This is a genomic window from Bartonella sp. CE47NXGY (assembly GCF_042195415.1).
GTDB lineage: Bacteria > Pseudomonadota > Alphaproteobacteria > Rhizobiales > Rhizobiaceae > Bartonella.
On sequence record NZ_JBHIOI010000001.1, the window covers coordinates 151,806 to 176,074 of the forward strand.

22 protein-coding genes are annotated in these 24,269 nt (G+C 37.9%); 15 read left to right on the forward strand and 7 right to left on the reverse strand.

Annotated features, from left to right (window positions below; genetic code table 11):
- Positions 1–7: 7 nt before the first annotated feature.
- A complete protein-coding gene (locus tag ACFIL3_RS00640; RefSeq protein WP_375681756.1) occupies positions 8–1,051 on the reverse strand; it encodes a hemin-degrading factor in 1,044 nt (347 codons plus the stop codon).
- Between the two features lie 263 nt (positions 1,052–1,314).
- Positions 1,315–3,492, reverse strand: a complete 2,178-nt coding sequence (locus ACFIL3_RS00645) for a TonB-dependent hemoglobin/transferrin/lactoferrin family receptor (RefSeq protein ID WP_375611208.1) — start codon at positions 3,490–3,492, stop codon at positions 1,315–1,317.
- Between the two features lie 242 nt (positions 3,493–3,734).
- On the opposite strand from ACFIL3_RS00645, the gene ACFIL3_RS00650 reads away from it, so the two are divergent.
- Complete coding sequence (locus ACFIL3_RS00650; protein ID WP_375611295.1) at positions 3,735–4,505, forward strand: energy transducer TonB; 771 nt, start codon at positions 3,735–3,737, stop codon at positions 4,503–4,505.
- Positions 4,506–5,497: 992 nt separating this feature from the next.
- On the opposite strand, the gene ACFIL3_RS00655 is transcribed toward ACFIL3_RS00650, so the two are convergent.
- The gene (locus ACFIL3_RS00655) at positions 5,498–7,588 is read right to left on the reverse strand and encodes a lytic transglycosylase domain-containing protein (RefSeq protein WP_375638089.1); all 2,091 of its coding nucleotides are present in this window, start codon (positions 7,586–7,588) and stop codon (positions 5,498–5,500) included.
- A gap of 250 nt (positions 7,589–7,838) precedes the next feature.
- Here ACFIL3_RS00655 and dapA point away from each other — a divergent pair, with 250 nt between their 5' ends.
- Positions 7,839–8,723, forward strand: coding sequence for a 4-hydroxy-tetrahydrodipicolinate synthase (dapA, locus tag ACFIL3_RS00660; protein ID WP_375612952.1), 885 nt, complete (start codon positions 7,839–7,841; stop codon positions 8,721–8,723).
- Positions 8,724–8,741: 18 nt separating this feature from the next.
- Positions 8,742–9,218, forward strand: a complete 477-nt coding sequence (smpB, locus tag ACFIL3_RS00665) for an SsrA-binding protein SmpB (RefSeq protein WP_012231306.1) — start codon at positions 8,742–8,744, stop codon at positions 9,216–9,218.
- A 48-nt stretch (positions 9,219–9,266) separates the two neighbouring features.
- Here the strand turns inward: smpB and ACFIL3_RS00670 are convergent, their stop codons facing one another.
- Positions 9,267–9,935 carry a uracil-DNA glycosylase gene (locus ACFIL3_RS00670; protein ID WP_375630891.1) on the reverse strand — a complete coding sequence of 223 codons (669 nt, stop codon included), beginning with the start codon at positions 9,933–9,935 and terminating at the stop codon, positions 9,267–9,269.
- Between the two features lie 570 nt (positions 9,936–10,505).
- Between ACFIL3_RS00670 and rpoZ the strand changes: the two genes are divergently transcribed.
- The 11 genes from rpoZ (at position 10,506) to panB (ending at position 19,929) form a co-directional block, all read left to right on the forward strand.
- Complete coding sequence (gene rpoZ / locus ACFIL3_RS00675) at positions 10,506–10,904, forward strand: DNA-directed RNA polymerase subunit omega (RefSeq protein WP_273791104.1); 399 nt, start codon at positions 10,506–10,508, stop codon at positions 10,902–10,904.
- A 128-nt stretch (positions 10,905–11,032) separates the two neighbouring features.
- Entirely contained in the window at positions 11,033–13,258 is a 2,226-nt protein-coding gene (locus ACFIL3_RS00680; protein ID WP_375654947.1) for a RelA/SpoT family protein, read from the forward strand.
- A 16-nt stretch (positions 13,259–13,274) separates the two neighbouring features.
- Entirely contained in the window at positions 13,275–13,853 is a 579-nt protein-coding gene (gene pyrE, locus ACFIL3_RS00685; RefSeq protein WP_375613047.1) for an orotate phosphoribosyltransferase, read from the forward strand.
- Between the two features lie 93 nt (positions 13,854–13,946).
- Complete coding sequence (locus ACFIL3_RS00690) at positions 13,947–14,555, forward strand: DUF2062 domain-containing protein (protein ID WP_375610146.1); 609 nt, start codon at positions 13,947–13,949, stop codon at positions 14,553–14,555.
- A 26-nt stretch (positions 14,556–14,581) separates the two neighbouring features.
- A complete protein-coding gene (gene acpS / locus ACFIL3_RS00695; RefSeq protein ID WP_375629295.1) occupies positions 14,582–14,983 on the forward strand; it encodes a holo-ACP synthase in 402 nt (133 codons plus the stop codon).
- A 79-nt stretch (positions 14,984–15,062) separates the two neighbouring features.
- Positions 15,063–15,875 (forward strand): signal peptidase I, encoded by an 813-nt coding sequence (gene lepB / locus ACFIL3_RS00700; RefSeq protein ID WP_375611213.1) that lies wholly within the window; start codon positions 15,063–15,065, stop codon positions 15,873–15,875.
- Positions 15,856–16,563, forward strand: a complete 708-nt coding sequence (gene rnc / locus ACFIL3_RS00705) for a ribonuclease III (RefSeq protein WP_375612949.1) — start codon at positions 15,856–15,858, stop codon at positions 16,561–16,563. Before lepB ends, rnc begins: the two co-directional genes overlap by 20 nt.
- A complete protein-coding gene (era, locus tag ACFIL3_RS00710; protein WP_375612948.1) occupies positions 16,556–17,461 on the forward strand; it encodes a GTPase Era in 906 nt (301 codons plus the stop codon). Before rnc ends, era begins: the two co-directional genes overlap by 8 nt.
- Positions 17,462–17,486: 25 nt before the next feature.
- On the forward strand, positions 17,487–18,233 hold the full coding sequence (recO, locus tag ACFIL3_RS00715; protein ID WP_375612947.1) for a DNA repair protein RecO: 747 nt from the start codon (positions 17,487–17,489) through the stop codon (positions 18,231–18,233).
- A 23-nt stretch (positions 18,234–18,256) separates the two neighbouring features.
- Positions 18,257–19,117: a pantoate--beta-alanine ligase gene (gene panC, locus ACFIL3_RS00720; RefSeq protein ID WP_375612946.1), complete on the forward strand. Its 861-nt coding sequence runs from the start codon at positions 18,257–18,259 to the stop codon at positions 19,115–19,117.
- Positions 19,114–19,929 carry a 3-methyl-2-oxobutanoate hydroxymethyltransferase gene (panB, locus tag ACFIL3_RS00725; protein WP_375612945.1) on the forward strand — a complete coding sequence of 272 codons (816 nt, stop codon included), beginning with the start codon at positions 19,114–19,116 and terminating at the stop codon, positions 19,927–19,929. The genes panC and panB overlap by 4 nt, the downstream gene beginning before the upstream one ends.
- A 590-nt stretch (positions 19,930–20,519) precedes the next feature.
- Here panB and ACFIL3_RS00730 read toward each other — a convergent pair.
- Together ACFIL3_RS00730 and ACFIL3_RS00735 are read right to left on the reverse strand one after the other, a co-directional pair.
- Positions 20,520–21,137: a YfbR-like 5'-deoxynucleotidase gene (locus ACFIL3_RS00730; protein WP_375610152.1), complete on the reverse strand. Its 618-nt coding sequence runs from the start codon at positions 21,135–21,137 to the stop codon at positions 20,520–20,522.
- Positions 21,130–22,002, reverse strand: coding sequence for a YgfZ/GcvT domain-containing protein (locus ACFIL3_RS00735; protein WP_375612944.1), 873 nt, complete (start codon positions 22,000–22,002; stop codon positions 21,130–21,132). Before ACFIL3_RS00735 ends, ACFIL3_RS00730 begins: the two co-directional genes overlap by 8 nt.
- A gap of 64 nt (positions 22,003–22,066) precedes the next feature.
- Here ACFIL3_RS00735 and ACFIL3_RS00740 point away from each other — a divergent pair, with 64 nt between their 5' ends.
- Positions 22,067–23,395: a dihydroorotase gene (locus tag ACFIL3_RS00740; protein WP_375668205.1), complete on the forward strand. Its 1,329-nt coding sequence runs from the start codon at positions 22,067–22,069 to the stop codon at positions 23,393–23,395.
- A gap of 417 nt (positions 23,396–23,812) precedes the next feature.
- Here the strand turns inward: ACFIL3_RS00740 and ACFIL3_RS00745 are convergent, their stop codons facing one another.
- On the reverse strand, positions 23,813–24,181 hold the full coding sequence (locus tag ACFIL3_RS00745) for a TIGR02301 family protein (protein ID WP_375612942.1): 369 nt from the start codon (positions 24,179–24,181) through the stop codon (positions 23,813–23,815).
- Positions 24,182–24,269: the final 88 nt, after the last annotated feature.

A 24,269-nucleotide genomic window follows, 5' to 3' on the forward strand; every position in this document is an offset into this window, starting at 1 on the left:
TCTTATCTTAGGTACTGCTGTTTTCTTGGCATGATGGCAAACTATTCAATAAAGAACGCCAATCTTCACGTTCTTTTTGACCCTCCTTGCGTACGCCAAAAAATTGAATAACCATCTCATCATCTTTATCGAAAACTTCAAGTGAACTGACATAACCATCACGGGTAGGTTTGCGAACATGCCATACTCTAGCAATCCCGGACGTGAGTAAATGAAGGTCAAATCTTGGATCAAGAACATTAAGCCAAGGTCCCATTTGCTTAATATTTTTTACAGTCCCACTAAAAATTTGAATACACCCTTTATTCCCAACAAAACACATGATTGGCAGTTCTTGTTGTGCGACTTGGTTAAGCATTATTTCAACAGCATTTACCTGTAATTCATCGGCAAATTCATTACCAACATATTTTACAGCATGATGTCGATTAATTTTAAATTCGGAAATAATTTTGTGAAGTTGGTGTACATCTGTCATTTTCCGCCAACGATCCCGAAAACTCTCAATATCCAATTCTGTTATGTCACATTGGGCTGGGAGAGAAACGGGAAGAATGTTAAGAACAGGAGACTGATCTTCAAGAAGGAGCTTTTCAACAAGTTTATTCCACTCTTCCATATTTGTCATATCTTTAGAATAGACCTTTAAAATAGCAACGCCATGTTGATCAAAGAATTGCAGACTTTTTGTAGGTTTTCCAAGAATAACGACATCATATTCAAAACCGAACTTCCATTGTTTTGTAAAAATACGCAAATCAATTTCACCAAGTGTGATAGGAATATGTTCGTTTTGAACAATTTTTTCAAAGCGTCCCGTTATTTCGTGAACAGCATATTCATTGCGAGTTAAGACCATGACGGTTCCAAGTCGAGGTGCATTTTCCAAGAGAGTAGCAACATCAGTTTGTAGCCTTTTTGCTTTTCCAATGGTACAATAAGCCGCAATAAGCTCCGCTTCAGATATACCAATCGAAACCGCAAAATCGCGGTTTCGCATTTCTTTTTTTTCTTCACGCAAACGAAGAATCATTTCAGCTGTATGTGCCATGAATTTACCTTATGTTACTTAACTCAAAAACTAACTTTCAAATTTTACAATTCCAAGGCAATAAATTAAATTCTTTTAAGAGTTCAATCTATCACAAAATAACACTCTATCGCCAACAGCTGAGCAATCAAAAAACGATAAAACAGAAAGAATTAAAACTTTTCTACCAAATCTTTGTAATTTTAAAGATGTTGAAAATAGAAACACAATAATTAATCCTTTTATCAATACGATTTTATTGACCGAATAATTAACAGAAGTGACTAAAACTTTTGTACAAACGACACCTTAAAGTTACGACCTGGCTGGCTATAATAATCTTTTGGTGTTGAACTTTTACCTGAAGGAAGTTCAGATACATTCCAATATTTTGTATTGAAAAGATTATAAACACCGGCTCTTAGAATAGGTCCCGTTTCACCGAATGGTTTCCACCACCCTGTCATATCAACGACATGATATCCTGGAATTTTTTGGTAATCAGATTCTCCGGCTACTTTGTCACGTTTAGCTGCCAAAGTAAGGATAATATCGCTTCCCCAAACCTCTTTTGCATATCCTAATCCGATAACTGCTTTCAAAGGAGGAATTGAGTTAAGATACTCCTTTTTATCAAGATCTTTTCCTTGTGAATAAGCAAGAGCAACATTGCTATGAAAACCATTTTTAAGAACTAAATGGGCTTTTGTCTCAACACCAAAAATTTGCACGTGAAAACGATTCATGTAATGCCGACGCGCAAATCTAAATTCCTCTGATGGCCCTCTATCCTCAGTATCTATGAAATTCTTATATTTATTGAAAAAGGCATTGAAGGAACCACCGAAATTTACATTTCCATACCGTAGACCAACATCATACCCATTGCTTGTTTCTGGTTGAAGATCAGGATTCCCTTTCACGTAATAAGCAGAAGGTTTGATATAAGAGACGTAAAGTTCTGAAATACGTGGTGCACGAAAAGCCTGTGCCCACTGAGCATAGAGCGTTACTTGATTACGAACATCCCACTCCACGCGTAATTTAGGAGAAAAGCGTGAACCATTTCTTTCTGGAGGGAATTTATCAGAAATCAGTGCTTTCTCATAAGAAGGTGTTTTCTGAGGAACATATTTGTACCAATCATACCGGATTCCCGGTGTTATACGAAAACGATCATCAACCAACCCAATTTCATCTTCAAAAACAAAACCTAAATTGTAACCATTTGTGTCTGGTGAATCTGATCGATTAGCAGGAACAAAAAGACATCCCCGAGCGTATTCTTTTATATGACAATTGTCTTTACCTAACAAATAGTGATGAAATTTAGATGACGAAACATTCATTACAAACTTTAACGTATGGTTTATAGTGCCAAAATCCACTTTTTTAAGGGCATCAGCATTGAAACCATAATTGATATTACGCAAGAAATTATCTCTCAAATAATCCCCTTTGGGAGCTGAAACACGAACGCCTGTCATAACGTAACGACTTGATTGCCTTTGCCAATAAAGCTGCCCATTAAACGCATCAAGAACTGCATCACCATTACCATTATAATTATAAGAAAGAGAAAAGCGCTCACGAAGTTTATTATCCTGCTCATAAACGGAACCTGGAGCGTATCTTTTAGACGAATTTAATTCATGTGTGTTACTATTATGACCAAAACGCTCTGCGGTAAAACCAAGGCGGTGATTATCACTCAAATATTGATGAATTTTAAAAAGCAAGTTATTTTTATCAAAGTGAGAAGGGTTTTTGCGCGTGCGTTCCTCATACCCTTCTACTGTTCCCATATTTTTGCGCTCATGACCTTCTACATAAGATCCTTGAAAAAGTAAAAATGTCCGGTAATTACGCACAGCAAAAGCTTGATCGATGCGCCAGCTGTTATCAACAGAATTATAACCACCTTTTATAAGGCTTCCCCAATTCTTTTCTTCCACGATCAGGTCTTCAGGATCAAGGGTACGCAACGCAATGATTCCCCCTAAGGCGCCAGAACCATAAAGACTAGAATCTGATCCTTGAATAGTATCAAACGTAGAAAGAGCATTGAAATCAAAAGTTGTGTTTCCACCTCCACCACGGAATATATCATTAAACCATGGAAGAGAAATACCATCCATTGTCGTAAGAACACGGTTTGCATCTAAACCCCGAATAACGAAACTGTTATTTTCTGAGTTATAGGATACGGAAGGATTAAGACGACTCACATCATAAACATCAGTTATTTGTCTTTCATCAATATTCTTGTTGGTCTTACGATCAGTCAGAATGGTTATTGAATTTGAAGCATCTTCTATTTTTTTTCCTTTAATAAGGATTGGTTTGAGTTCAGTGACAGCACTTCCATCTTTATTTTGTGCAAAAACAAATGAAGGTATACAGACCGATAATGCACTTAAAATTACACAGCTTTTATAGATATTTTTTCGTCTTATTTGCATAACACATCATAACCCTTTTAAACATCCCCTCTCTGTTTTGAAATTTTTTAATACAAAAAGGCTGGACTCACTGATTAAAACTTGCCAGCCAAGTAGGAATGATTTTGACAACGTCACAAAATCATTAGAAGACCATATTAAACATGACAAAATCAGTCAAGAAAAAAGTTGCAATTTCAAAATAGCCTGTTTTAATGAGATTGAACACCAATATTAAGCTTAAAATAGTGGCAGAAGAAACGATGATTTTTGCAAATACGAAACAATTATTAACTCTTTGGATTGGTGCATTTATTGGGGCTTTCTTTTTGCATGTATTATTGGCAGCACAGTTTTATTTTCAAAGTACTGGTATAAGTAATGGTTTGCTCTCGTCGGAGATTATGCTGACTTTTATGCAAGAAACTGTATATCCGGATGTTGATACAGACTTGCCAGATATTCATAGAGAGTCGGATATTAATACAGAGCAAGAAGTATTACAGTCTGATCTCCTAGAGCAGGAGTCAGAAGGATTGGAATCCGTGGATGAAGTTCAATCGGAAGAACCTCAGCATATAGTAGAACAAGATGACTTAAAGCCTTTAGAAGAACCCCTACCTCAAAAAGTAGAGCATAAAGCGTTTATCAAAAAAACAATACCGATGCCAAAGGCTGTAGTAAAGCGCTCCAATGCAAAGGCGGTACGTTCTTCTTCCATCAACAAGGGCGGCGGTACAGCAGGGCTTGAAGATATGTTGTTAATGGAGTGGTTAGCAAAGGTACAGTCACAATTAGAAAGGCAAAAAAATTATATTGTGGGACAGCGCACCAATCGTACAAAAGGAACGGTGAAGTTAGAATTTATGGTGCATGAGCAGGGGAGTATTTTTTCTAGTCGTGTAGTAGTCTCTGCTGGTGACCCGGAACTTGATCGATTAGCGATGGCAGCCCTTCGACGCGTTGGTTCTTTTCCACCACCACCACCATCAAAAGTGAATAAAACAATTAGAGTATCCCTAATATTTAGCTGATTTTTTATGCGGGGCGCTTTCTTATAATATATTGATTTATAATGATTGTTTATAATTTTAATGAAAGTTCAAATATAATTTATTCGAATTTTTTTGATGTTGAATCAATCAAAACCATCCGCTTACTTATGATACAAGTTGAGGAGGAGCATGGATAAAAAACTTCTAAAAAGCAGTGAATATACTTCTTATGAGTGCTCTAAATGAAAGGGCTTTTGCAACATTGGGAGTTAAGGGATGATAGAGCTATAGCTTTTATTAATTAAAGGTCTAATCGATTTTTATACCATTCGTGAGAGGATTTTCGTAAGTACTTTTCAGATACACCGTTGTGAAATGGACTTAGAAACATTAAAATAAAACAATAATATAAATAAGAAAAACATACTATTTGGGGATACTCTGTTTTGTGTGAAGGATGTGAGCTTATATGTAAAGCTTATATGTAAAAATGAGAAAAACAAAAAGCAAAGTTTCATCTTCATTATTAAAAGATATTGACATATTTCAAAGTCGTAGAACCGAATGAAAGGGAAGGGGCAGAAGAGAATTGTTTGTCTTTAAGGCTTTCTAACTCAATGAGTCTGTCTTTCTGTTATCAGAGATAATCCAAACGATATATATATATATATAATAACGTGCTCTTATTTGGTATAGAAATGTTATAAGCAGGAAAAATAGTCTTAAAAGATGCTGTTTCACAAGATTTGAATATTGACTAATAAGCAACAGTAAAAGGATGAGCTATTTGTTTCACTCTTCTCTTATATTTGTAATCTCTATGATATTGTCGTCTATGTTGAGAAGAAATGAATTATTTGTACTACCTGTTGATTTATAATGATAATTCATCATTTCGAATTTATTAATACTGAATCAATTAAAATTACTTTCTTATACGTCCTAAGAAAGTGGGTAGGGTACTATTTAAAAAGGAATAAAAACACTTCTTGTGAACGCATTTCAAATGCTATTTGGGAAGTTAAGGCATATTATTTCCGTCGACCAGAAAGCAAGTCGGTTGTTATATCTATTTTCCCAGTGAGTCTTGCTTTGTAGACACCATAATTTTCCATGACACGCATCACGTAATTACGTGTTTCTGTATAAGGAATACGTTCAATCCAATCAATGACGTTATCGAGAGATTGACCTCGAGGATCGCCATAACGTTTTATCCATTCATTGACTCGACGGGGACCCGCATTATAGCCAATAAGAGTTAGTATATAGGATCCATTAAAACGTTCTAATTGTTCATTGAGAAAATGAGCACCTAATGTTGCATTATAATGAGCATCACTGCTAAATTTTTTAGGAGACCATGCGATTGAGTATTTTTTTGCCAGTGCTTTTGCTGTTGTAGGAAGCAATTGGAGTATACCTTGTGCACCTGCTTTTGATATGGCTGTTGGATTAAATTCGCTTTCTTGGCGTGCAATGGCATAGATAAGCGATTTTTCTTCTACAGAAATATTAGCAGAAGCTGGTATAGCTCCCAGAGGATGAGAGAGTGCACCGACATTTTTCCCCTGAAAAACAGCCATTTTTCCAATTTTGAGGCTGGTATAATAGTCTCCATTTTTTTCTGCCATAACAGCCAGAAGAGCTAATTCACCGGGGCTTTCTATTTTTTTTCCGAGCTCTCTATAAAAAATTTTAGCAAAATCAGCATAGCCGGCTGCTTCAAGACGTTGAATTGCTTTGATCGCTTTTCGTGCACTAAAATGTTGTCGCTCAGCGGTTGTTGGTTTGGGAAAGAAAACTTTAAGCTTTTTTTGGTTGAGTCGTGCAGCGGCTAATTGACCATAGTAAGTTGCACCAAAATGAGCTGCGCGATGAAAGTATTGCTGGGCATTTTGATGTTCTTCTAGCGTTTCTGCTGTTCGTCCCATCCAGTAATATCCACGTGATGCATAAAAAGGTAAAGAAGAGAGTTGAGGAATACGTGAAAAATGCTGCATTGCCAATTTAGGGTTATGAAGAAACCGTAGTGCATACCACCCTGCATGAAACTCAGCATCGACGGCTAATGCAGATGTTATACCAGTGTGCATTGCAACAAGTTGATAAGCAATTTTTGGTTTGTTTAAATCGAGCATTTCACGAGAAAGGGCGCGTTGTTCTTTCCACAATGAATGAGGGTTCATAAGGCGGAATGCATCTTTTGATGTTTTCATCATGAGTGCTGCTGCTGCATCATATTGCTCTGTTCGTCGAAGATGGCGTATTCGAGCAAACTGAAAAAGAGGATCTTTTTGCCATGATCTCTCTACAGCTTTTAATTTTTGTGTAGCTCTAGGATCATTTTTTTCAACGGCCACAAAAGCATTAAAAAGAGATTGAGCATGGGCTAATTTTGCAACGCGTGCTGCTGAATCAAAACGATGTGCATAGAGCATAAACTGCATGCGTCTCAAATGATCAATAGGTTTTAATGCAGCGTTTGCATTTTTAAGAACAAATACTTCTTCTTTTGCATTAAGCTGTGTTTTATGCCACCATGGCGCAATAACGTGTTGAGCACGAGTGGTTTGTCCCGTTGCGATAAGTGCTTTAGCGAAGAGAGCCATCCCTTGTGCTGTTTGGGGCGGGTGATGAGAAAATTTTTGGATGATTGCGCGTGTGACGTTGGTTTCGTTAAGAAAAGCACGTTCAGCATTGCGTTGCATCGTTTCTATACCGGGCCATCCTTTTAGCATGTTGATTGCATTAAATATTTCAGAACTGGGTATATTAGCTTGGTTTGACACCCCCAGCGCCCATGTCAAAATATGACGATCAAGGCTATGTTTTTCCATTGAATTACGAAGATTTATTGTTTTTGCAATATTGTTGTTTGCTAGTGCATCTAGCCCAGTTTTCAGTTGCTGAAGTGTAGCAGTATTGTGTGATGTAGTGTGTATCTGTTGAAGAGATTCTTGAGCTTCTTTTGCGGTAAAGGGAGTAGGGCGAACCAAAGGGATTGGTACTTTCCCTTGCAAAAGGGGTGTTTGCGCGTATGCACTTGAAAATAAAATTCTTATTGCCAGTATAAGTGTAGTAAAGGTTGATACGAAAAGAGAGGTGGATAATACACGCATAGAGAAAAGACCTTGAGACCTTGCTTTTTGTAAAAACTTAAGGATTTATAGAACACAAGCATGAAAAACGCGTTAATATAGACGGCTTATTTTAAAGAAATGTTCAACATTTAAGGAGGGACATTTTCATCTTATGGGGGCTTTTTTTGAAATTCATCTTGCTTCAATGATAGAGCAAGATTATGTTCTATTTAAAATTTATAAAAGGCGATTATAAAAAAATAAAAGCAAACATTATAGGGAGTTTATCATGCTCAAGGGAGCTATAACTGCGCTTATCACACCGTTTGATAACAAGGGCGCGATTGATGAGAAGGCGTTTTGTGATTTTGTTGAATGGCAGATCACACAAGGGATTAACGGAGTAAGCCCTGTTGGGACAACAGGTGAATCAGCAACGTTAAGTCATGAAGAACATAAGCGGATTATAGAATTGTGTGTTGAGCAGGTTGCAAAGCGTGTTCCTGTTGTTGCTGGAGCGGGATCAAATAGCACAAGCGAGGCTGTAGAGCTTGCACAATACGCGCAAAAAGCTGGTGCAGATGCAGTTTTGGTTGTCACTCCCTATTATAATAGACCAAATCAATCTGGTTTATACAAGCATTTTTCTTCCATTGCCAAAGCTGTTTCTATTCCGATTATAATTTATAATATTCCTGGTCGTTCTATTATCGATATGGCTGTAGAAACGATGAAAGACCTTTATCAAGATTTTAACAATATCATTGGTGTTAAGGATGCAACGAGCAGAATTGAGCGCGTTAGTGAACAAGGTGAAAAGTGTGGAAAAGATTTTGTGCAGCTTTCCGGTGATGATTGTACGGCGTTAGGTTTTAATGCACATGGAGGTATGGGGTGTATTTCAGTTTCTTCTAATGTTGCTCCAAAGCTTTGTGCTGAACTTCAAGCCGCTTGTTTTCGTGGTGATTATAAAACAGCACGAGAATTAAATGATCGCTTGATGCCTCTTAATCGTGCTGTGTTTATTGAACCTAGTCCAGCAGGTATTAAATATGCTGCTGCAAAATTAGGATTTTGTGGTGATACTGTGCGTTCTCCTATTGTTCCATTAACAGAAAGAACAAAGAAGATTATTGATGCAGCCCTCAGTCATGCTGGTCTTTTAAAAGCATAAAATGATATTGACAAAGCCATGAATAAAAAAAAGAACGCGCCCGTACGGAAAATAATTGCTGACAATCGTAAAGCACGTTTTAATTTTGAAATCCTTAATAATCTCGAGGCTGGTCTTGTCCTTCAGGGAGCGGAAGTGAAGTCCTTACGTTCTAATCATGCCAATATTGCTGAAAGCTATGCGAGTTTTGAGAATGGGGAATTATGGTTAGTAAACAGCTATATTCCTGAATATACGCAGGCTAATCGTTTTAATCATGAACCACGACGTTTGCGCAAATTATTACTTTCAAAACGTGAGATGGCACGTTTTTTTAATGCAACGTCTCGTGAAGGAATGACACTTGTTCCTCTCAAACTTTATTTTAATGAACGAGGGCGCGTTAAGTTGGAGATCGCTCTAGCGCGGGGGAAAAAGCTTCATGATAAGCGCGAAACGGAAAAAAAACGTGATTGGGGACGTGAAAAAGCAAGACTTTTAAAAAGATATGGATGATGGATGCAATTTCGATATTCTTTATTTATAGCACTTTTTAAAACAGTTTTAGCATTGATCTAAGTATGTTTTTGCTGCTTGAAAGATTTGGTGAAACATGGCGTCTGTCAAGCGCCCAGTATTTGTATTATAACGAGAACAGTGATAGCTCGAAAAGATGCGTAATCTGCCGATGTTATTGATTTCACCGTGTCCAAAAGGGTGAGATAAAACTTTTGCATTAAGGGCACGTATCGTTGAATGGTGCGCAATGGTGCCTAAGGTAATAACGGCTTTAAGTTTGGGAAGATTTGTTAAAAGAGGTGAGAAGAAATAGCGGCACGTGTTAATTTCTGCACCGGTGGGTTTATTTTCTGGTGGAACACAACGAACAGAGTTAACAATTGCTGCATCAATAAGTTCAAGAGTATCGTCTGCTCTTTCTTCAAAGGTTCCTTGGGCAAAACCAAACTTTTTTAAAGTTGAATAAAGTAAGTGCCCAGCATAATCACCAGTAAATGGACGTCCAGTTCGATTTGCTCCGCGTAATCCAGGAGCAAGCCCAACAATAAGAAGGCGTGTTGTATCTGGCCCTTTATAAGGAAAGAATGGGCGCACCGGTGCGTTATACCAACTTGGTTCTTTTACACGCCAGCCAGCGATAAATTGATGAAGCCTAGGACATAAATTGCAATTTTGGGGTGGTTCTGGGCAAAGTGATGTTAATTGGCTATTCATGGTGTTAGGCATCAATCGTTTTTCTATTTTTTTGAGTCTTTATATAGCGTATATGACGGGTTATGTTTTGATAAACAATCTATAATGAATATAAATAAACTTTTTTAGAAGAAAGTTTAATATAAACTTATTGCTCATTATTGTGTAAAGAGAGATCATCTTTCAGTAATTCATTCGATGAATAAGAGTGCGATACACATGATGTTCAAAGAAAAAAGTTTTCTCTTTAGATAAAGATATTATCATAAAAAGTATGTATAAGGCTGCTGTTATTGCAAAGGGTTTAAACAGCAGGTATTCCTTTTAAAAGGATAAGGACTCCAGACAAGTATTTTGTCAAGAAAGACCTCCCTTTGTTTGAAGTCAATCTATTGGAATGCTTTTAAAAGAAATTTTGATAACAAGCATGAATAGGTTATACATTTTTATAAATTTTCCAAGATTTTTTTTAAATAAGTTCTTTAATCAAAAAATATAAAAGTTTGTGTTGTTTTTCTTGTGTTTTATTTTGATTATTGTATATACTCCTCTATCCGCTATTAAATTTTTTTATTTGAGAAAGAGGCATAAATGGCCCGCGTAACGGTAGAAGATTGTATTGATAAAGTTGACAACCGCTTTGAATTGGTACTTTTAGCAGGTCATCGGGCGCGTCAGATTTCACAAGGAGCGCAGATTACGGTTGATCGTGATAATGATAAAAATCCAGTTGTTGCTTTGCGTGAAATAGCAGAAGAAACATTGTCGCCTGCTGATTTAAAGGAAGACCTTATTCATTCGTTGCAAAAGCATGTGGAAGTAGATGAGCCAGAAATGGCAAGTGAATTTATTACCCATTCAGGTGAAGCTGAAAGTGTTTTTAATACGTCGTCGCAAGAAGAAGGTACTTCATTTGATCATATGTCAGAAGAAGAGCTTTTAGCGGGTATTGAAGGTTTGGTTGTTCCAGAAAAAAGTGACGATTATTAATTGCAGCAATTTATGTTACAGGAGTAAAGATACCTTGTCATGTAAGGAGCAATTATTTTTCTTGTCTTTTATTGATAGGACATGTTCAATAAAGATTAGAGGTGTGAAAAGATAAAGGATATGCTCGTATGATGCGTCAGTGTGAGCTTGTTGGACGTGTTCAACGTTACAAGTCTGACGTAGATGAGGCTCTTTTAAACAGGGCCTATGATTATGCAATGAAAAAGCATGCACATCAAAAGCGTGCGTCAGGTGATCTTTATTTTTCTCATCCTTTAGAAGTTGCTGCTATTTTGACAGATATGCGGTTGGACGAGGCAACGATTGCTGTTGCTCTTTTGCATGATACAATTGAAGATACAAGCGCTACACGAGCAGAAATTGATCAGCTTTTTGGTTCTGAAATTGGGAAGTTGGTTGAAGGGCTTACAAAGCTTAATAAGCTTGATCTTGTATCAAAGAAAGCCGTACAAGCAGAAAATCTTCGTAAACTTCTTATTGCTATTTCTGATGATGTTCGTGTTCTTTTAGTCAAACTTGCTGATCGTCTTCATAATATGCGTACCCTTGGTGTTATGCGTGATGATAAACGTCGGCGAATTGCTGAGGAGACGATGGATATCTATGCGCCACTTGCAGGTCGTATGGGTATGCAGGATATGCGTGAGGAATTAGAGGATCTCTCTTTCTTTTATTTAAATCCAGAAGGTTATCGTACGATTACCAATCGACTTTCTGAATTATTGAAACACAACCGTGATTTGCTTTCCACAATTGAAAATGAATTGACAAAACTTTTTTTCGAGCATGGCATTAAAGCAGATGTTAAAAGCCGTCAGAAAAAATCTTATTCAGTTTTTCGCAAAATGGAAAGTAAAGCATTATCTTTTGAACAATTATCGGATATTTTTGGATTTCGTGTGATTGTTGAGTCCGTGAATGATTGTTATCGTGCTCTTGGTGTCATTCATACGACATGGCCAATGGTTCCTGGTCGTTTTAAAGATTATATCTCTATACCAAAGCAAAATGATTATCGTTCTATTCATACAACAATTGTTGGTCCTTCAAGACAACGTGTTGAGTTGCAAATTAGAACGGCTGCTATGGATGAAGTTGCTGAATATGGGGTTGCTGCTCATTCCATATATAAAGAGCACGGTTCCAATTATTCGACTGTGAAGTTATCAAGTGAAACGAATGCCTATGCATGGTTGCGTCAAACGATACAATCTTTGTCTGATGGAGATAATCCAGAAGAGTTTTTAGAACATACAAAACTTGAGCTTTTTCAAGACCAAGTTTTTTGTTTTACGCCGAAAGGTCGATTAATTGCTTTTCCTAAAGGAGCTACGCCTATTGATTTTGCTTATGCCGTCCATACAGACATCGGTGATTCTTGTGTTGGTGTAAAAATCAATGGTCGTATTATGCCTTTAATGACCAAATTAAAAAATGGTGATGAGGTTGATATTATTCGCTCACACGCTCAAATTCCGCCAGCAGCATGGGAATTTCTTGTTGTCACGGGTAAAGCACGTTCAGCTATTCGACGAGCAAGTCGTGCAGCGGTACGTAAACAATATTCGGGTTTAGGATATCGTATTCTCGAGCGTTCATTTGAATATATGGGAAAGCAATTTTCAAAAGACCTTTTGAAGAAAGTTTTGCCACGTTTAGCACGTAAAGATGTAGAGGATGTATTGGCTGCTGTTGGGCGTGGAGAGCTGTTTTCCGCTGATGTGATTAAAGCGGTTTATCCTGATTATCAAGATCACCGTGTGGTACAAAAGTCATCTTTTAAGCCTGGGGAAGAAGGTTGGTTTAATATTGAAAATGCTCAAGGTATGATTTTTAAAGTTCCAGAAAATGAAAAGAATGCAATGGTCGAGAATCATCAATCTAAAGCCTTGCCTATTAGAGGAACCCGTGGAGATATACCCGTACGTTTTTCACCGGAAGGAGCAGTACCTGGAGATCGGATTGTTGGTATTATGCAGCCAGGAGCTGGGATTGTTATTTATCCAATACAGTCTTCAGCTTTGATGGCATATGATGATCAGCCAGAACGATGGATTGATGTCCGCTGGGATATTGATGCCCAAATGAATGAACGTTTTCCTGCACGGATGAATATTTTAGTTGTAAATAGTCCTGGTTCTCTGGCTGAAATTACACAAATAATTTCTGCTAACGATGCCAATATCCAAAATTTATCTTTTATCCGTACAGCACCAGATTTTACAGAAATTATGATTGATTTGGAAGTGTGGGATTTAAAACATTTGAATCGTATTTTTTCTCAGTTAAAAAAGGCAGGTTCAGTAAGTACAGTACGGCGGGTTCATGGATAAAAAGAAAGATTTTGCAATGAAGACACAAGATGTCATTGATATTTTTAAACAAGCAGATGCTATTCTAGAAGGGCATTTTATTTTAACATCGGGGCGCCATAGTGCGACTTATATGCAAAAAGCGAAAGTATTCATGCATGCTGACTTGACGGAAAAGTTATGTCGTGGATTGGCTGAAAAAATCAAAAAATCTATCGAGGGAAAAATTGACTATGTTGTTGGTCCCGCAATTGGCGGTCTTATTCCTTCCTATGAAACTTCACGTCACCTTGGTGTTCCTTCTCTTTGGGTAGAGCGTGTAAATGGCATCTTTGAATTGCGTCGTTTTGAAATCAAGAAGGGTGCACGGGTTGTTATTGTTGAAGATATTGTAACAACGGGTCTTTCCATTCGTGAGACTGTTGAAGCGCTTGTTGCAGCAGGAGCAGAGGTATTGGCTAGTGCATGTATCCTTGATCGTTCTGGTGGTAAGGTCAATGTTGGAGTTCCATTGATTGCGCTTGCTGAATACGAGATAACCTCTTATGCTAGTGATGCACTTCCTGCAGAGCTTTCTGTTCTTCCCGCGATTAAACCAGGCAGTCGAAATATTTAATTGTCGTTCTATTTTTTTTGTGCAAAAGCTTAAAAAGATTAATTTGGATGATATAGATTATTTCATCATCAAAAGATGTATATTGAGAGTCATATGCTTTTTCGTCGTCGAGAACCAATAGATTTTGTAACGCGTATTCGACTTTGGTTATGGCCACGTCGTTCATTTTCTCGCTCATTTTGCTACATACATAAACGTATTTTGCGTATATCAGCAACACCGCATGAAGTAGCATTAGGGGTTGCTGTTGGCGTTTTTTTAGCTTGTTCCCCTTTCTTTGGGCTGCATATTATTTTGGCAATATTTTTTTCTTGGCTTTTGCGTGCAAACTTTGCTGCCGCAATCATTGGGACAATTTTTTCTAATCCACTCACATTTTTATTGATTGTCATGGCTGATTATAAAGTAGGGTATTTTTGTTTATCACTTTTTAGCGATGTCAAAGAGATTTCTCTTTCGCAAATTCGTGCTCTATTTAATGGTTTGACATTGTCAAATCTCTCTCTCCTCTTTAAAGGCGCATGGGACACAATTATGAGTCCTATGATTTTAGGGGGAACTCTTTTAGGTATTGTTTTTGGTGGTTTATCTTATATAGGTGTTTACAGAGCAACGGTTCGTTTTAAACAAAAGCGATATCAAAAGATTATAAAAAAAAGGCGTTTAAAGAAGCGCTCATCGCCTGTATTAAAACAGAAATAAATTTAAGAAAGATCGGGTAATATCTTATGATTATTGGTCTTGGAAATGATCTGGTTGATATACGACGTATTGAGAAAATGTTGGTTCGTTATGGTGAGCGTTTTATTGAACGTATTTTTACGGATATTGAAAGAAATAGATCTGAAAATCTCAAAAAAAGCTCCTCTTCTTATGCAAAAAGATTTGCTGCTAAAGAAGCATGTGCTAAAGCCTTAGGAACGGGAATCGCTTGTGGTATCAATTGGAAAGACATGGGGGTAGTTAATTTGCCGTCTGGTAAACCAATAATGCAATTAACAAATCGTGCGCAAATACAACTTCAAAAGTTATTACCTCCTCATCATGATGCAGTTATTCATCTTAGTATAACAGATGATTTTCCTTGGGCACAGGCATTTATTATTATCGAAGCACTTCCACGTGGATAGATGGCATGAGAGATTGTGCTTTTGTTATTTGAATATTATGATGAAAAAAATTATATCTGTGATGAGAAGGCAGTTGGTGATGATCCAAAAAGATAAAGTGCATAAAAAAGAAAAAAAAGGTGGGCTTCGTGAATTTATTTCTGTTTTAATACAGGCTTTGCTTTTAGCAGCGTTTATTCGGACACTTTTTTTCCAGCCGTTTAGTATTCCTTCCGGTTCAATGCGTCCTACTTTGTTGGTGGGAGATTATCTGTTTGTTTCTAAGTATGCATATGGGTATTCTCGTTTTTCCATCCCCTTTTCTCCTCCTCTTTTTTCTGGACGGATTTGGGCATCTCAACCTCAACGTGGAGATGTGGTCGTTTTTCGCTTACCAAGTAATCCGAAGATTGATTATATAAAACGCGTTGTTGGGCTACCAGGTGATCGTATACAAGTCCGTCAAAGTGTCCTTTATATTAATGATGAGGCTGTTTCACGTCACTTTATGGGGGAGATTGATAATTCTGATATAACAGAGGTTAACTATCCTGTTGAGGTTTATCGCGAGACAATGCCTAACGGTGTCAGTTATGATACACTTGATTTAGCTTTCATCCCGAAAGTTGATGATACAGAAGTCTTTGAAGTTCCTCAAGGACATTACTTTATGATGGGAGATAACCGCGACAATTCAGATGATAGTCGTTTAGATGTAGGCTATGTTCCAGAAGAAAATCTTATTGGTCGCGCGAGCGTGATTTTCTTTTCTATCAGTAATGGTTCAAGTGCTTGGCAGATTTGGCGCTGGCCATTTGATGTGCGTTGGAAACGTTTGTTTTCTTTCATAAATACGGTTCATGATTTGCCGCTTATCAAGCAAGGAAACAACGATGAAACGTCTCATGATTGATCAGCTTTTCAAGCTGACGGGGCATCGTTTTAAAGATGAAGAGAGGTTAAAGAAGGCATTAACACACTCGAGTGTACAAGATTCGGAACAGGGGAATTATGAACGACTAGAGTTTCTAGGGGATCGGGTTTTAGGGCTTTTGATTGCAGAGATGCTGTATCAACTTTTTCCTCAGGCAAGTGAAGGTGAATTATCAGTCCGTTTAAATCATCTGGTCAATGCACAGACATGTGCTGATATTGCGCGTGAAATGAGACTTCCTGATATGATCCGTGTTGGTTTTGAGATGAAAAATTTTGAGGGGCGTCGACTTATCAACATGCATGCAGATGTCGTGGAAGCTTTGATTGCCGTAATATATCTCGATGGAGGATTGGAAAGCGTTCGCCCTTTTATTCAAAAATATTGGCAAAGTCGGGCAAAGAAAATGGATGCTGGTCGACGTGATGCCAAGACAGAATTACAGGAATGGGCGCATATCCAAGGCAATGCACAACCACATTATCAGGTTATAAAACGTTCAGGTCCAGATCACGATCCTGTTTTTATGGTAGAGGTCAGTATTTCTGGGTTTGCTTCAGAGATTGGGCAGGGAAGCTCCAAAAGATATGCTGAAAGAATGGCAGCTGAAAAAATTTTGCGACGAGAGGGTGTATGGAAAACAGTAGGAAAAAATGATCATGAGTGACGTTATGAAAAAGCGTTCTGGGTTTGTTGTGCTTATTGGGATGCCTAATGCCGGTAAATCGACATTGGTTAATCAATTGGTTGGAACAAAGGTTTCAATTGTAACACATAAGGTACAAACAACACGAACTTTAATCCGCGGTATTGTCATTCATGATGATGTGCAAATTGTGTTGGTTGATACACCGGGTGTTTTTCGTCCCCATAAGCGCTTAGAACGAGCCATGGTCTCTGCTGCTTGGGGAGGGGCTAAGAGCGCTGATGTTCTACTCGTTTTAATTGACGCTCAAAGTGGTCTTTCGGATGAAGTTGATATGATGTTAGATATTGTAAACAATATGAAACAAGAAAAAGTTCTTGTTCTTAATAAGGTTGATACAGTTGTTAAATCATCTCTTCTAGCGTTAACCACTAAAATAAATGAACGTGTAAAGTTTGCGCAAACATTTATGATTTCTGCTCTAAACGGTTCTGGTTGCAAGGATTTACTTCATGCGTTGAGTAACATGATGCAGGAAGGGCCATGGTATTATCCGGAAGATCAAATTTCTGATATGCCTATGCGTCATCTTGCTGCTGAAATTACGCGTGAAAAACTTTTTCTTCGTCTTCATGATGAACTTCCTTATTCCTCAACGGTTGAAACAGAAAACTGGGAAGAGCGTTCAGATGGTTCCGTTAAAATTAATCAAGTTATTTATGTCGAGCGTGAGAGTCAGAAAAAAATTGTCTTAGGAGCAAAAGGCGATACAATTAAAGCGATTGGTCAAGCAGCACGTAAAGAACTCATGGAAATTATGGATCAAAAGGTGCATCTTTTTCTCTTTGTGAAAGTGCGCGATAATTGGGATACCGATCCAGAACGTTATCGTGAAATGGGATTGGATTTTTTAAAATAAGATTTTTAAAAATAATTAAAGTAAAATGAAGTGGAAAGAACAAGCCGTTATACTTGGTACACGCCAATATGGTGAAACAAGTGTTATTCTTGAGATTATGACACGTGAACATGGTCGTTATATGGGAGTGGTAAAAGGGGGGCGCTCGCGTCGCATGGCAGCTCTTCTTCAACCTGGAAATTTTGTGGAGGCTGAATGGTGGGCTCGTTTAGACGAACATTTGGGACTTTTTCGGCTTGAAGCTCTTGATTTACATGCGGCACGATTAATCTGTCTACCAGAAGCACTTTATACTTTGCAATTGATAGCTTTTCATTTGCGGCTTCTTCCCGAACGTGATCCGCACCCCATTTTATATGATATTTTACACCTTTTTATGCAGAATTTTGATGAACCATTTGTAAATGCAGAATTGCTTGTACGTTTTGAAATGCGGCTTCTTGAAGAACTTGGTTTTGGTCTTGATTTATCTTGTTGTGCTGCAACAGGTCGTCAGGAAAGGCTTCATTACGTATCACCAAAATCTGGACGGGCTGTCTGTGAAGAAGCAGGGGAACCTTGGAAAAAAAAGCTTCTCATTCTACCACAGTTTCTTGTACAAAGAACGACTCGTCCTGCTGATTTTAGTGACATAATAAATGGTTTTATACTGACGGGTTTTTTTCTTATGCGTCATGTCTGGGAGCCACGAGATATAAAGCAGCCGTCAGTGCGCATGAATTTGATACAATTGTTTGAGCGTCAATTTGGTGTACAGGCATTAATTGGTTGATCTGATGATAATTGAATGGGAAAATGAGAATTTTAAAGACAATTGCTGAAGTCCGCCAATATACTTCAGAGGAACGACGTTTAGGTTTTTCGATTGGTTTTGTTCCAACAATGGGGGCATTGCATGATGGACATCTTGCATTAGTACAGTATGCAAGAGCAATGTGTGATCGCGTAGTGGTTTCTATTTTTGTCAATCCAAAGCAATTTGGACCTCATGAAGATTTTTCTCAATATCCAAGAGATTTGAAGGGCGATTGTGCTTTGTTAAAAGAAGCAGGTGTTGAATGTGTTTTTGCTCCTTCTGTCGATGAAATGTGGCCACTGGGGAATGATACAATTGTACAAGTGAAAAAATTATCACGTATTTTGATGGGAAAATTACGTCCGGGGCATTTTTGTGGTGTAACAAGCGTTGTTGCTAAACTTTTTAACATTGTCCAACCAGATAAGGCTTTTTTTGGGGAAAAAGATTTTCAACAAATTTTAATTATTCGGCGTATGGTTGAAGATTTGGCTTTTCCTATTGAAATCGTTGGAGTTCCTATTCTACGGGAGTCAGATGGTGTAGCGTGTTCTTCACGCAATCAGCTTTTAACATTAGAAGATCGTAAAGCTGCCAAAATTATTCCTGAAAGTGGAAAAGCTGCTGAAAAGCTTTATCATGAAGGTGAACGGTCGGTTGATAAATTATGCAAAACTGTTCGTGATATTTTACAACAAGAAACGCGTGCAATCATTGAAGCGATAGATTTACGGGATATGGAAACTTTATGCGTGGTTAAAGGAACATTGAATAAACCAGCAGTTTTACTTCTTACTGTCCGCTTTGGTGAGATAAGGCTGATTGATCAATATATATTGCAAGAGAAGGGTGGAAAATGAGTGTACATAAAACCGTAAAGCGTATAACATCTTCCGAAATACGTGCACGAAAGGGACAACAGCCAATTGTTTCTTTAACAGCTTATCAAGCTTATACTGCGCGGATTGCTGATCCATATTGCGATATCCTTTTGGTTGGTGATAGCGTTGGGATGGTTGTGTATGGGTTTGAGACAACGCTTCCTGTTAATTTAGATATGATGATTTCACACGGGAAAGCCGTGGTGCGTGGATCTCAAAAAGCTCTTGTTGTTATTGATATGCCTTTTGGTTCTTATGAGGAAAGTCCAGAGCAAGCTTTTTTAAATGCATCGCGCATTCTTGCACAAACGGGGTGTGGTGCAGTTAAGCTTGAAGGGGGCGTTTATATAGCCGAAACAGTAGATTTTTTGTGTAAACGTGGCATTCCAGTGATGGGGCATATCGGTCTTACACCCCAAGCAATGAATCGTTTTGGTGGTTTTAAAACACAAGGACGCAAGGAGAATGATTGGCAAAGAATTGAAGCAGATGGAGCAGCGATTGAAGAGGCAGGTGCTTTTGCTGTTGTTTTAGAAGCAATGGTTGAACCTTTAGCGGTGAAACTGACAGATAAGCTTTCTATCCCTACGATCGGTATAGGGGCGTCCAATCAATGTGATGGGCAAGTATTGGTTATGGAAGATATGTTGGGCTATGGTTCTCATGTGCCAAAATTTGTACGCCGTTATGGAGACCTTGAACAAGCCATGGAAACTGCAATAAAGAATTATGCAGAGGATGTCACATCTCGTGCTTTCCCAGCGGATAATGAAGTTTATAAACTAAAATAAACTTCAGTTTAAGATGAAAGGTTTGACAAGAGAACATTTGTTATTTTGATAATGAATGTGCATTTTTAATATATTTTGTATGCAATTTGAACTGTGATTTTTTCCATTTCTTTAATGAAGTCACGCCTCTCATGCAAAACAGAACGCCATTGGGTCGCTAATTCACATGCTTTTTTAAAGAAAGCTTTCTTAAGGTACCCAACCTATTTCGCGACGGCGTTCGTGAATAGTATAGTGGTAAGTCCCTTATGAAGTGTATAAAATTTATAGAGTACTCCCGTCTTTACGCTTCATAAGAGAGCAAGCCGGCATCATCACACACTTTGCCAATTTTCAATGCTGCGACAGCGCTTAGCACTTGAGATGGTCATAAGAAGCATTTTAACTCTTTCTTTAAAAAATTTTACCCACACGCCAGACCCGCTTGTGGTGTGCAAGAGAATGATTTTGATTGATTCAATATAAACAGATTTGAAATGAGTGAAGCTTACGATATTAGGAGCTCTCATTCAAAATGAAAAAACAATGAATTATTATTATAAGTCAGTGTGATGATTCTGTAATGACAAGGAATCAACAATGCGAAAGGGCTATAATCTTTGGACATCCAAGTCATTAAAGCGCGTTAAAAATGCGTTTTCAATGTGTTGGGTAGAATAGGGGGATAAATTCAGATCATCGGGTAAAATATTATTGGGAGAGCCAAAATAGTGAAGGGCTTCTTCTGTATTAAATCCAGCAAGCGTAATCGCTTCATAATAGGCAGCGATACGGTCGGCTTGTTTAATTTTTTTTAAAAGTTTTTGAGAAAGATCAACGGGAAGAGAAAAGCGCATGTGGATAGCATCTTGGATGCGCTTTTCAACGCGTTCATATTGTTTTCCTATAACAGCTTTAAAAGGGGAAATCATATCGCCGATGACATATTCTGGAGCATCATGAAGAAGGGCATAAAGACATTCGTTGCTTCCCGATTGTGGAAAAAGTTTTTGAAATATTTGTTCAACCAAAAGTGAATGTTGTGCAACAGAATAGGCATGCTCTCCTCGTGTTTGACCGTTCCAACGTGCTACGCGAGCAAGTCCATGGGCAATATCTTCAATTTCAACATCAAAAGGAGAAGGGTTGAGAAGATCAAGTCGCCTTCCAGAGAGCATTCTTTGCCAAGCGCGGGCTTCTCCATTTTTTAATAATTCAGCTTTAGCCATGAGTGTTTTCTATAGTATTTTCAGGAAAGGTAAAATTCATATTTTCAGCAATGCTTATAGTGACAGGAATGTTTTTTACAGTAAAGGGGATGTTATGATCCATAGCATCTTTGACGTGGTCAATACGCATTAAAGCAAGAGCCTCATTTTCTACACATGTTCCCAAGTAGCCAAGCACTTTTGTTCCTGCTTCAATGCTAGATTGAGGGATTAATTTACACTGGCCTTTTACAATAAAAATACGGCGACGTGCTGCACGGCGGTGGTGCATTCGTGAAACAATTTCTTGTCCAATATAACATCCTTTATTGAATGCAAGTCCATTGATTTGATCGTAATTAATATCATGAGGAAAGACTTTGCCAATTTCATAGTCTTGATCACTTTCCGCAATTGCATAACGGATACGCAATTGATTCCATGTGTCATGATATTCTGAAGTTAAAAAAGGTTTTTTGCCATAGATTCGTATTATTTTTTCTTTTTGTGGGAAGCGTTTATCAACAAAACTTGAATCAAAATTTAAAGCATCTGATTCATTATTCAAAGAAACTGTAACAAGCTCTTGGAATGGTTGTGTAATTTCTACTTTTTTGCGCAGCTTATAGAGCAACAGACGCTTATGGAGCGTATCAGCTAAAGGCATCCTGATATCAATCAGGTAACCATCTTCTTTTTTTCCGATAAGAAAATCAGCAAGAACCTTTCCTTGTGGGGATAAAAGGGCTCCAGGGAAAAGTTCCTGTGGACTGATTTTTTTTACATCTGTCGTGATCAGGGATTGTAGAAAATCTGTTGCTTCTTCGCCTGTAATTTGAATAAGTCCGCGGTTTTTTAAGCAAATGGCATTTTGTTTTTCAATCATGGTTCTTGCCTTTCTGCTCAAAGTTACATAATCGATAAGTGAGCAATATGTAAGGAGCGTGGTTATGTTTAAAACATTTGATACAATTTTTAAAGGTGCAACACTTGTGAATCATGATGGAAGAAGCAAGCGTGATATTGGTATTACAAATGGTCGTATTGCTGAAATAGGCGACCTTACATGTGCATCGGCTAGTGAGGTCATTGATTGTACGGGGCTTCATATTTTACCAGGAATTATTGATAGCCAAGTGCATTTTCGTGAGCCAGGAAATGAATATAAGGAGGATTTGGAAAGTGGCTCGTATTCTGCTGTGTTAGGGGGGGTTACGGCAGTTTTTGAAATGCCTAATACCAATCCATTGACAACATCAGAAGAAACATTAAGCGATAAGGTTCAACGCGCATTTCATCGAATGCATTGTGATTTTGCATTTTGGGTTGGAGGAACGCGTGAAAATGCTCATGAACTATCTGAATTAGAAAGACTTCCTGGTGCGGCTGGAATTAAAGTCTTTATGGGGTCCTCTACCGGTGATCTTTTGGTTGATGATGATGAAAGTGTACGCCTTATTTTGAAGAATACACGCCGTCGTGCGGCTTTTCATTCTGAAGATGAGGCGAGGCTCAAAGAGCGTAAAATATTGCGTATTGAAGGGGATGCATCGTCACATCCGATTTGGCGTGATGAAGTTGCGGCATTAAAATGTACGCAGCGTTTGGTAAAAATTGCTCATGAGACGAAGGCTCGGATTCATGTGTTACATCTTTCGACAGAAGAAGAAATTGATTTTCTAAAAAAACATAAGGATGTTGCAACAATTGAAGTGACACAACATCATTTGACACTCACGGCTGATGATTATAAGAAGTTTGGTACATTAATTCAGATGAATCCGCCTATTCGTGAGCCGCGCCACCGTGACGCTCTTTGGTACGGTGTTCAACAAGGAATTATTGATGTCTTAGGTTCAGATCATGCGCCTCATACTCTTGAAGAAAAACTTCAACCTTATCCCTCTTCACCTTCAGGTATGACAGGCGTGCAAACAACAGCAGCAATTATGTTGACACATGTGAATGCAGGAAAAATATCTCTTGAACGTTTTATTGATCTCACTTCACATGGCCCTAGTCGTATTTTTGGTATAAGTTGTAAAGGGCGCATTGCTGTTGGGTTTGATGCTGATTTAACCATTGTTGATCTTAAGCGAGAGGAAATTATTACGAATAGCTTAATTGGTTCTCGCGCCGGTTGGACACCTTATGATGGTCAAAAAGTTAAAGGTTGGCCTGTTGGGACTATTATCCGTGGTATGCGCGTTATGTGGGAAGGTGAAATTGTTACACCTTCACAAGGAGAGCCTGTTAAATTTATGGAAACTTTGGTGTAAACAAATTAAAATTATAAGTATGCCGTAAAATACCATCTTTTAGAGTGGTGATATAGGGTATGTCAGCCTCTTTGGTACATAAGTGTTTTTTTAATGCGAGGTGAGTATTCTTAGGCTTGTTTGTAGAAACTATGCAGCAAATTACATGTGTTAGAAGCCAAGAGAAACCTTGTTCAACAAGAACCTAGATTATTTACAGAGCAAATTTAGTTAAAAATCTTTGTCCGTTAAAGTGTGGGGAGGAAGCCAAAGAACAGTTTTGTATGGGGAAAAAGGCGCATATGAATAAAAGCGTATCAAGACATTATTCTTTAAACGTCTCTCTATTTTCAGAGCTGGTTTATTGCTCCCCGCATTTGTGAAAGGAGTATCATTGATATCGCTAAGATTGAGAGAGCTACTTTTTGTATAGATTAATTATTTATAATGCATGAGGAGGTTTTCAGATAAAATTCTTCCTTCCTCAATGTATCTTTGGTTGGCTTCAATGGCTGCTTGTGTACAATGATGATAATTTTCTGAGAAAGCACGATACGCTTCATTAAACGCTTCATAAAAATAAGCACGTCTTTGTGGAATGGGGCGTTCTGCTTCAATCAGTGCATTCATATAGTCATACCATTGGTTTGTTGGAGGCTCGCAAAGATTTTGGAGAGAATGCAATGATCCCAAAATTTCTGCTAGTCGGAGTAATTTTTTTTCATAAGGTGGAGATTGTTGTGCAAAGGTTGGCATTGAAATGACAAGAAATATTAAAATAATGATGTTCATCAATCTATACCGCATTATTTTTATTGCTTTCTTTGAATAAAACTCTGTAAAGATAAAATAATTTTGTCATGAGAACGGTGTAAAAAAATAAAGTTAATTGCTA

What these genes read in the sequence shown, in the direction of transcription:
- panB (WP_375612945.1), top strand. Translation starts at nt 19,114, where the DNA reads ATGAGTGTACATAAAACCGTAAAGCGTATAACATCTTCCGAAATACGT.
- ACFIL3_RS00680 (WP_375654947.1), top strand. Translation starts at nt 11,033, where the DNA reads ATGATGCGTCAGTGTGAGCTTGTTGGACGTGTTCAACGTTACAAGTCT.
- recO (WP_375612947.1), top strand. Translation starts at nt 17,487, where the DNA reads ATGAAGTGGAAAGAACAAGCCGTTATACTTGGTACACGCCAATATGGT.
- panC (WP_375612946.1), top strand. Translation starts at nt 18,257, where the DNA reads ATGAGAATTTTAAAGACAATTGCTGAAGTCCGCCAATATACTTCAGAG.
- ACFIL3_RS00670 (WP_375630891.1), bottom strand. Translation starts at nt 9,935, where the DNA reads ATGAATAGCCAATTAACATCACTTTGCCCAGAACCACCCCAAAATTGC.
- lepB (WP_375611213.1), top strand. Translation starts at nt 15,063, where the DNA reads ATGATCCAAAAAGATAAAGTGCATAAAAAAGAAAAAAAAGGTGGGCTT.
- dapA (WP_375612952.1), top strand. Translation starts at nt 7,839, where the DNA reads ATGCTCAAGGGAGCTATAACTGCGCTTATCACACCGTTTGATAACAAG.
- rpoZ (WP_273791104.1), top strand. Translation starts at nt 10,506, where the DNA reads ATGGCCCGCGTAACGGTAGAAGATTGTATTGATAAAGTTGACAACCGC.
- ACFIL3_RS00745 (WP_375612942.1), bottom strand. Translation starts at nt 24,181, where the DNA reads ATGCGGTATAGATTGATGAACATCATTATTTTAATATTTCTTGTCATT.
- era (WP_375612948.1), top strand. Translation starts at nt 16,556, where the DNA reads ATGAGTGACGTTATGAAAAAGCGTTCTGGGTTTGTTGTGCTTATTGGG.
- ACFIL3_RS00655 (WP_375638089.1), bottom strand. Translation starts at nt 7,588, where the DNA reads ATGCGTGTATTATCCACCTCTCTTTTCGTATCAACCTTTACTACACTT.
- ACFIL3_RS00645 (WP_375611208.1), bottom strand. Translation starts at nt 3,492, where the DNA reads ATGCAAATAAGACGAAAAAATATCTATAAAAGCTGTGTAATTTTAAGT.
- acpS (WP_375629295.1), top strand. Translation starts at nt 14,582, where the DNA reads ATGATTATTGGTCTTGGAAATGATCTGGTTGATATACGACGTATTGAG.
- ACFIL3_RS00730 (WP_375610152.1), bottom strand. Translation starts at nt 21,137, where the DNA reads ATGGCTAAAGCTGAATTATTAAAAAATGGAGAAGCCCGCGCTTGGCAA.
- ACFIL3_RS00650 (WP_375611295.1), top strand. Translation starts at nt 3,735, where the DNA reads ATGATTTTTGCAAATACGAAACAATTATTAACTCTTTGGATTGGTGCA.
- ACFIL3_RS00740 (WP_375668205.1), top strand. Translation starts at nt 22,067, where the DNA reads ATGTTTAAAACATTTGATACAATTTTTAAAGGTGCAACACTTGTGAAT.
- pyrE (WP_375613047.1), top strand. Translation starts at nt 13,275, where the DNA reads ATGAAGACACAAGATGTCATTGATATTTTTAAACAAGCAGATGCTATT.
- ACFIL3_RS00640 (WP_375681756.1), bottom strand. Translation starts at nt 1,051, where the DNA reads ATGGCACATACAGCTGAAATGATTCTTCGTTTGCGTGAAGAAAAAAAA.
- ACFIL3_RS00690 (WP_375610146.1), top strand. Translation starts at nt 13,947, where the DNA reads ATGCTTTTTCGTCGTCGAGAACCAATAGATTTTGTAACGCGTATTCGA.
- smpB (WP_012231306.1), top strand. Translation starts at nt 8,742, where the DNA reads ATGAATAAAAAAAAGAACGCGCCCGTACGGAAAATAATTGCTGACAAT.
- ACFIL3_RS00735 (WP_375612944.1), bottom strand. Translation starts at nt 22,002, where the DNA reads ATGATTGAAAAACAAAATGCCATTTGCTTAAAAAACCGCGGACTTATT.
- rnc (WP_375612949.1), top strand. Translation starts at nt 15,856, where the DNA reads ATGAAACGTCTCATGATTGATCAGCTTTTCAAGCTGACGGGGCATCGT.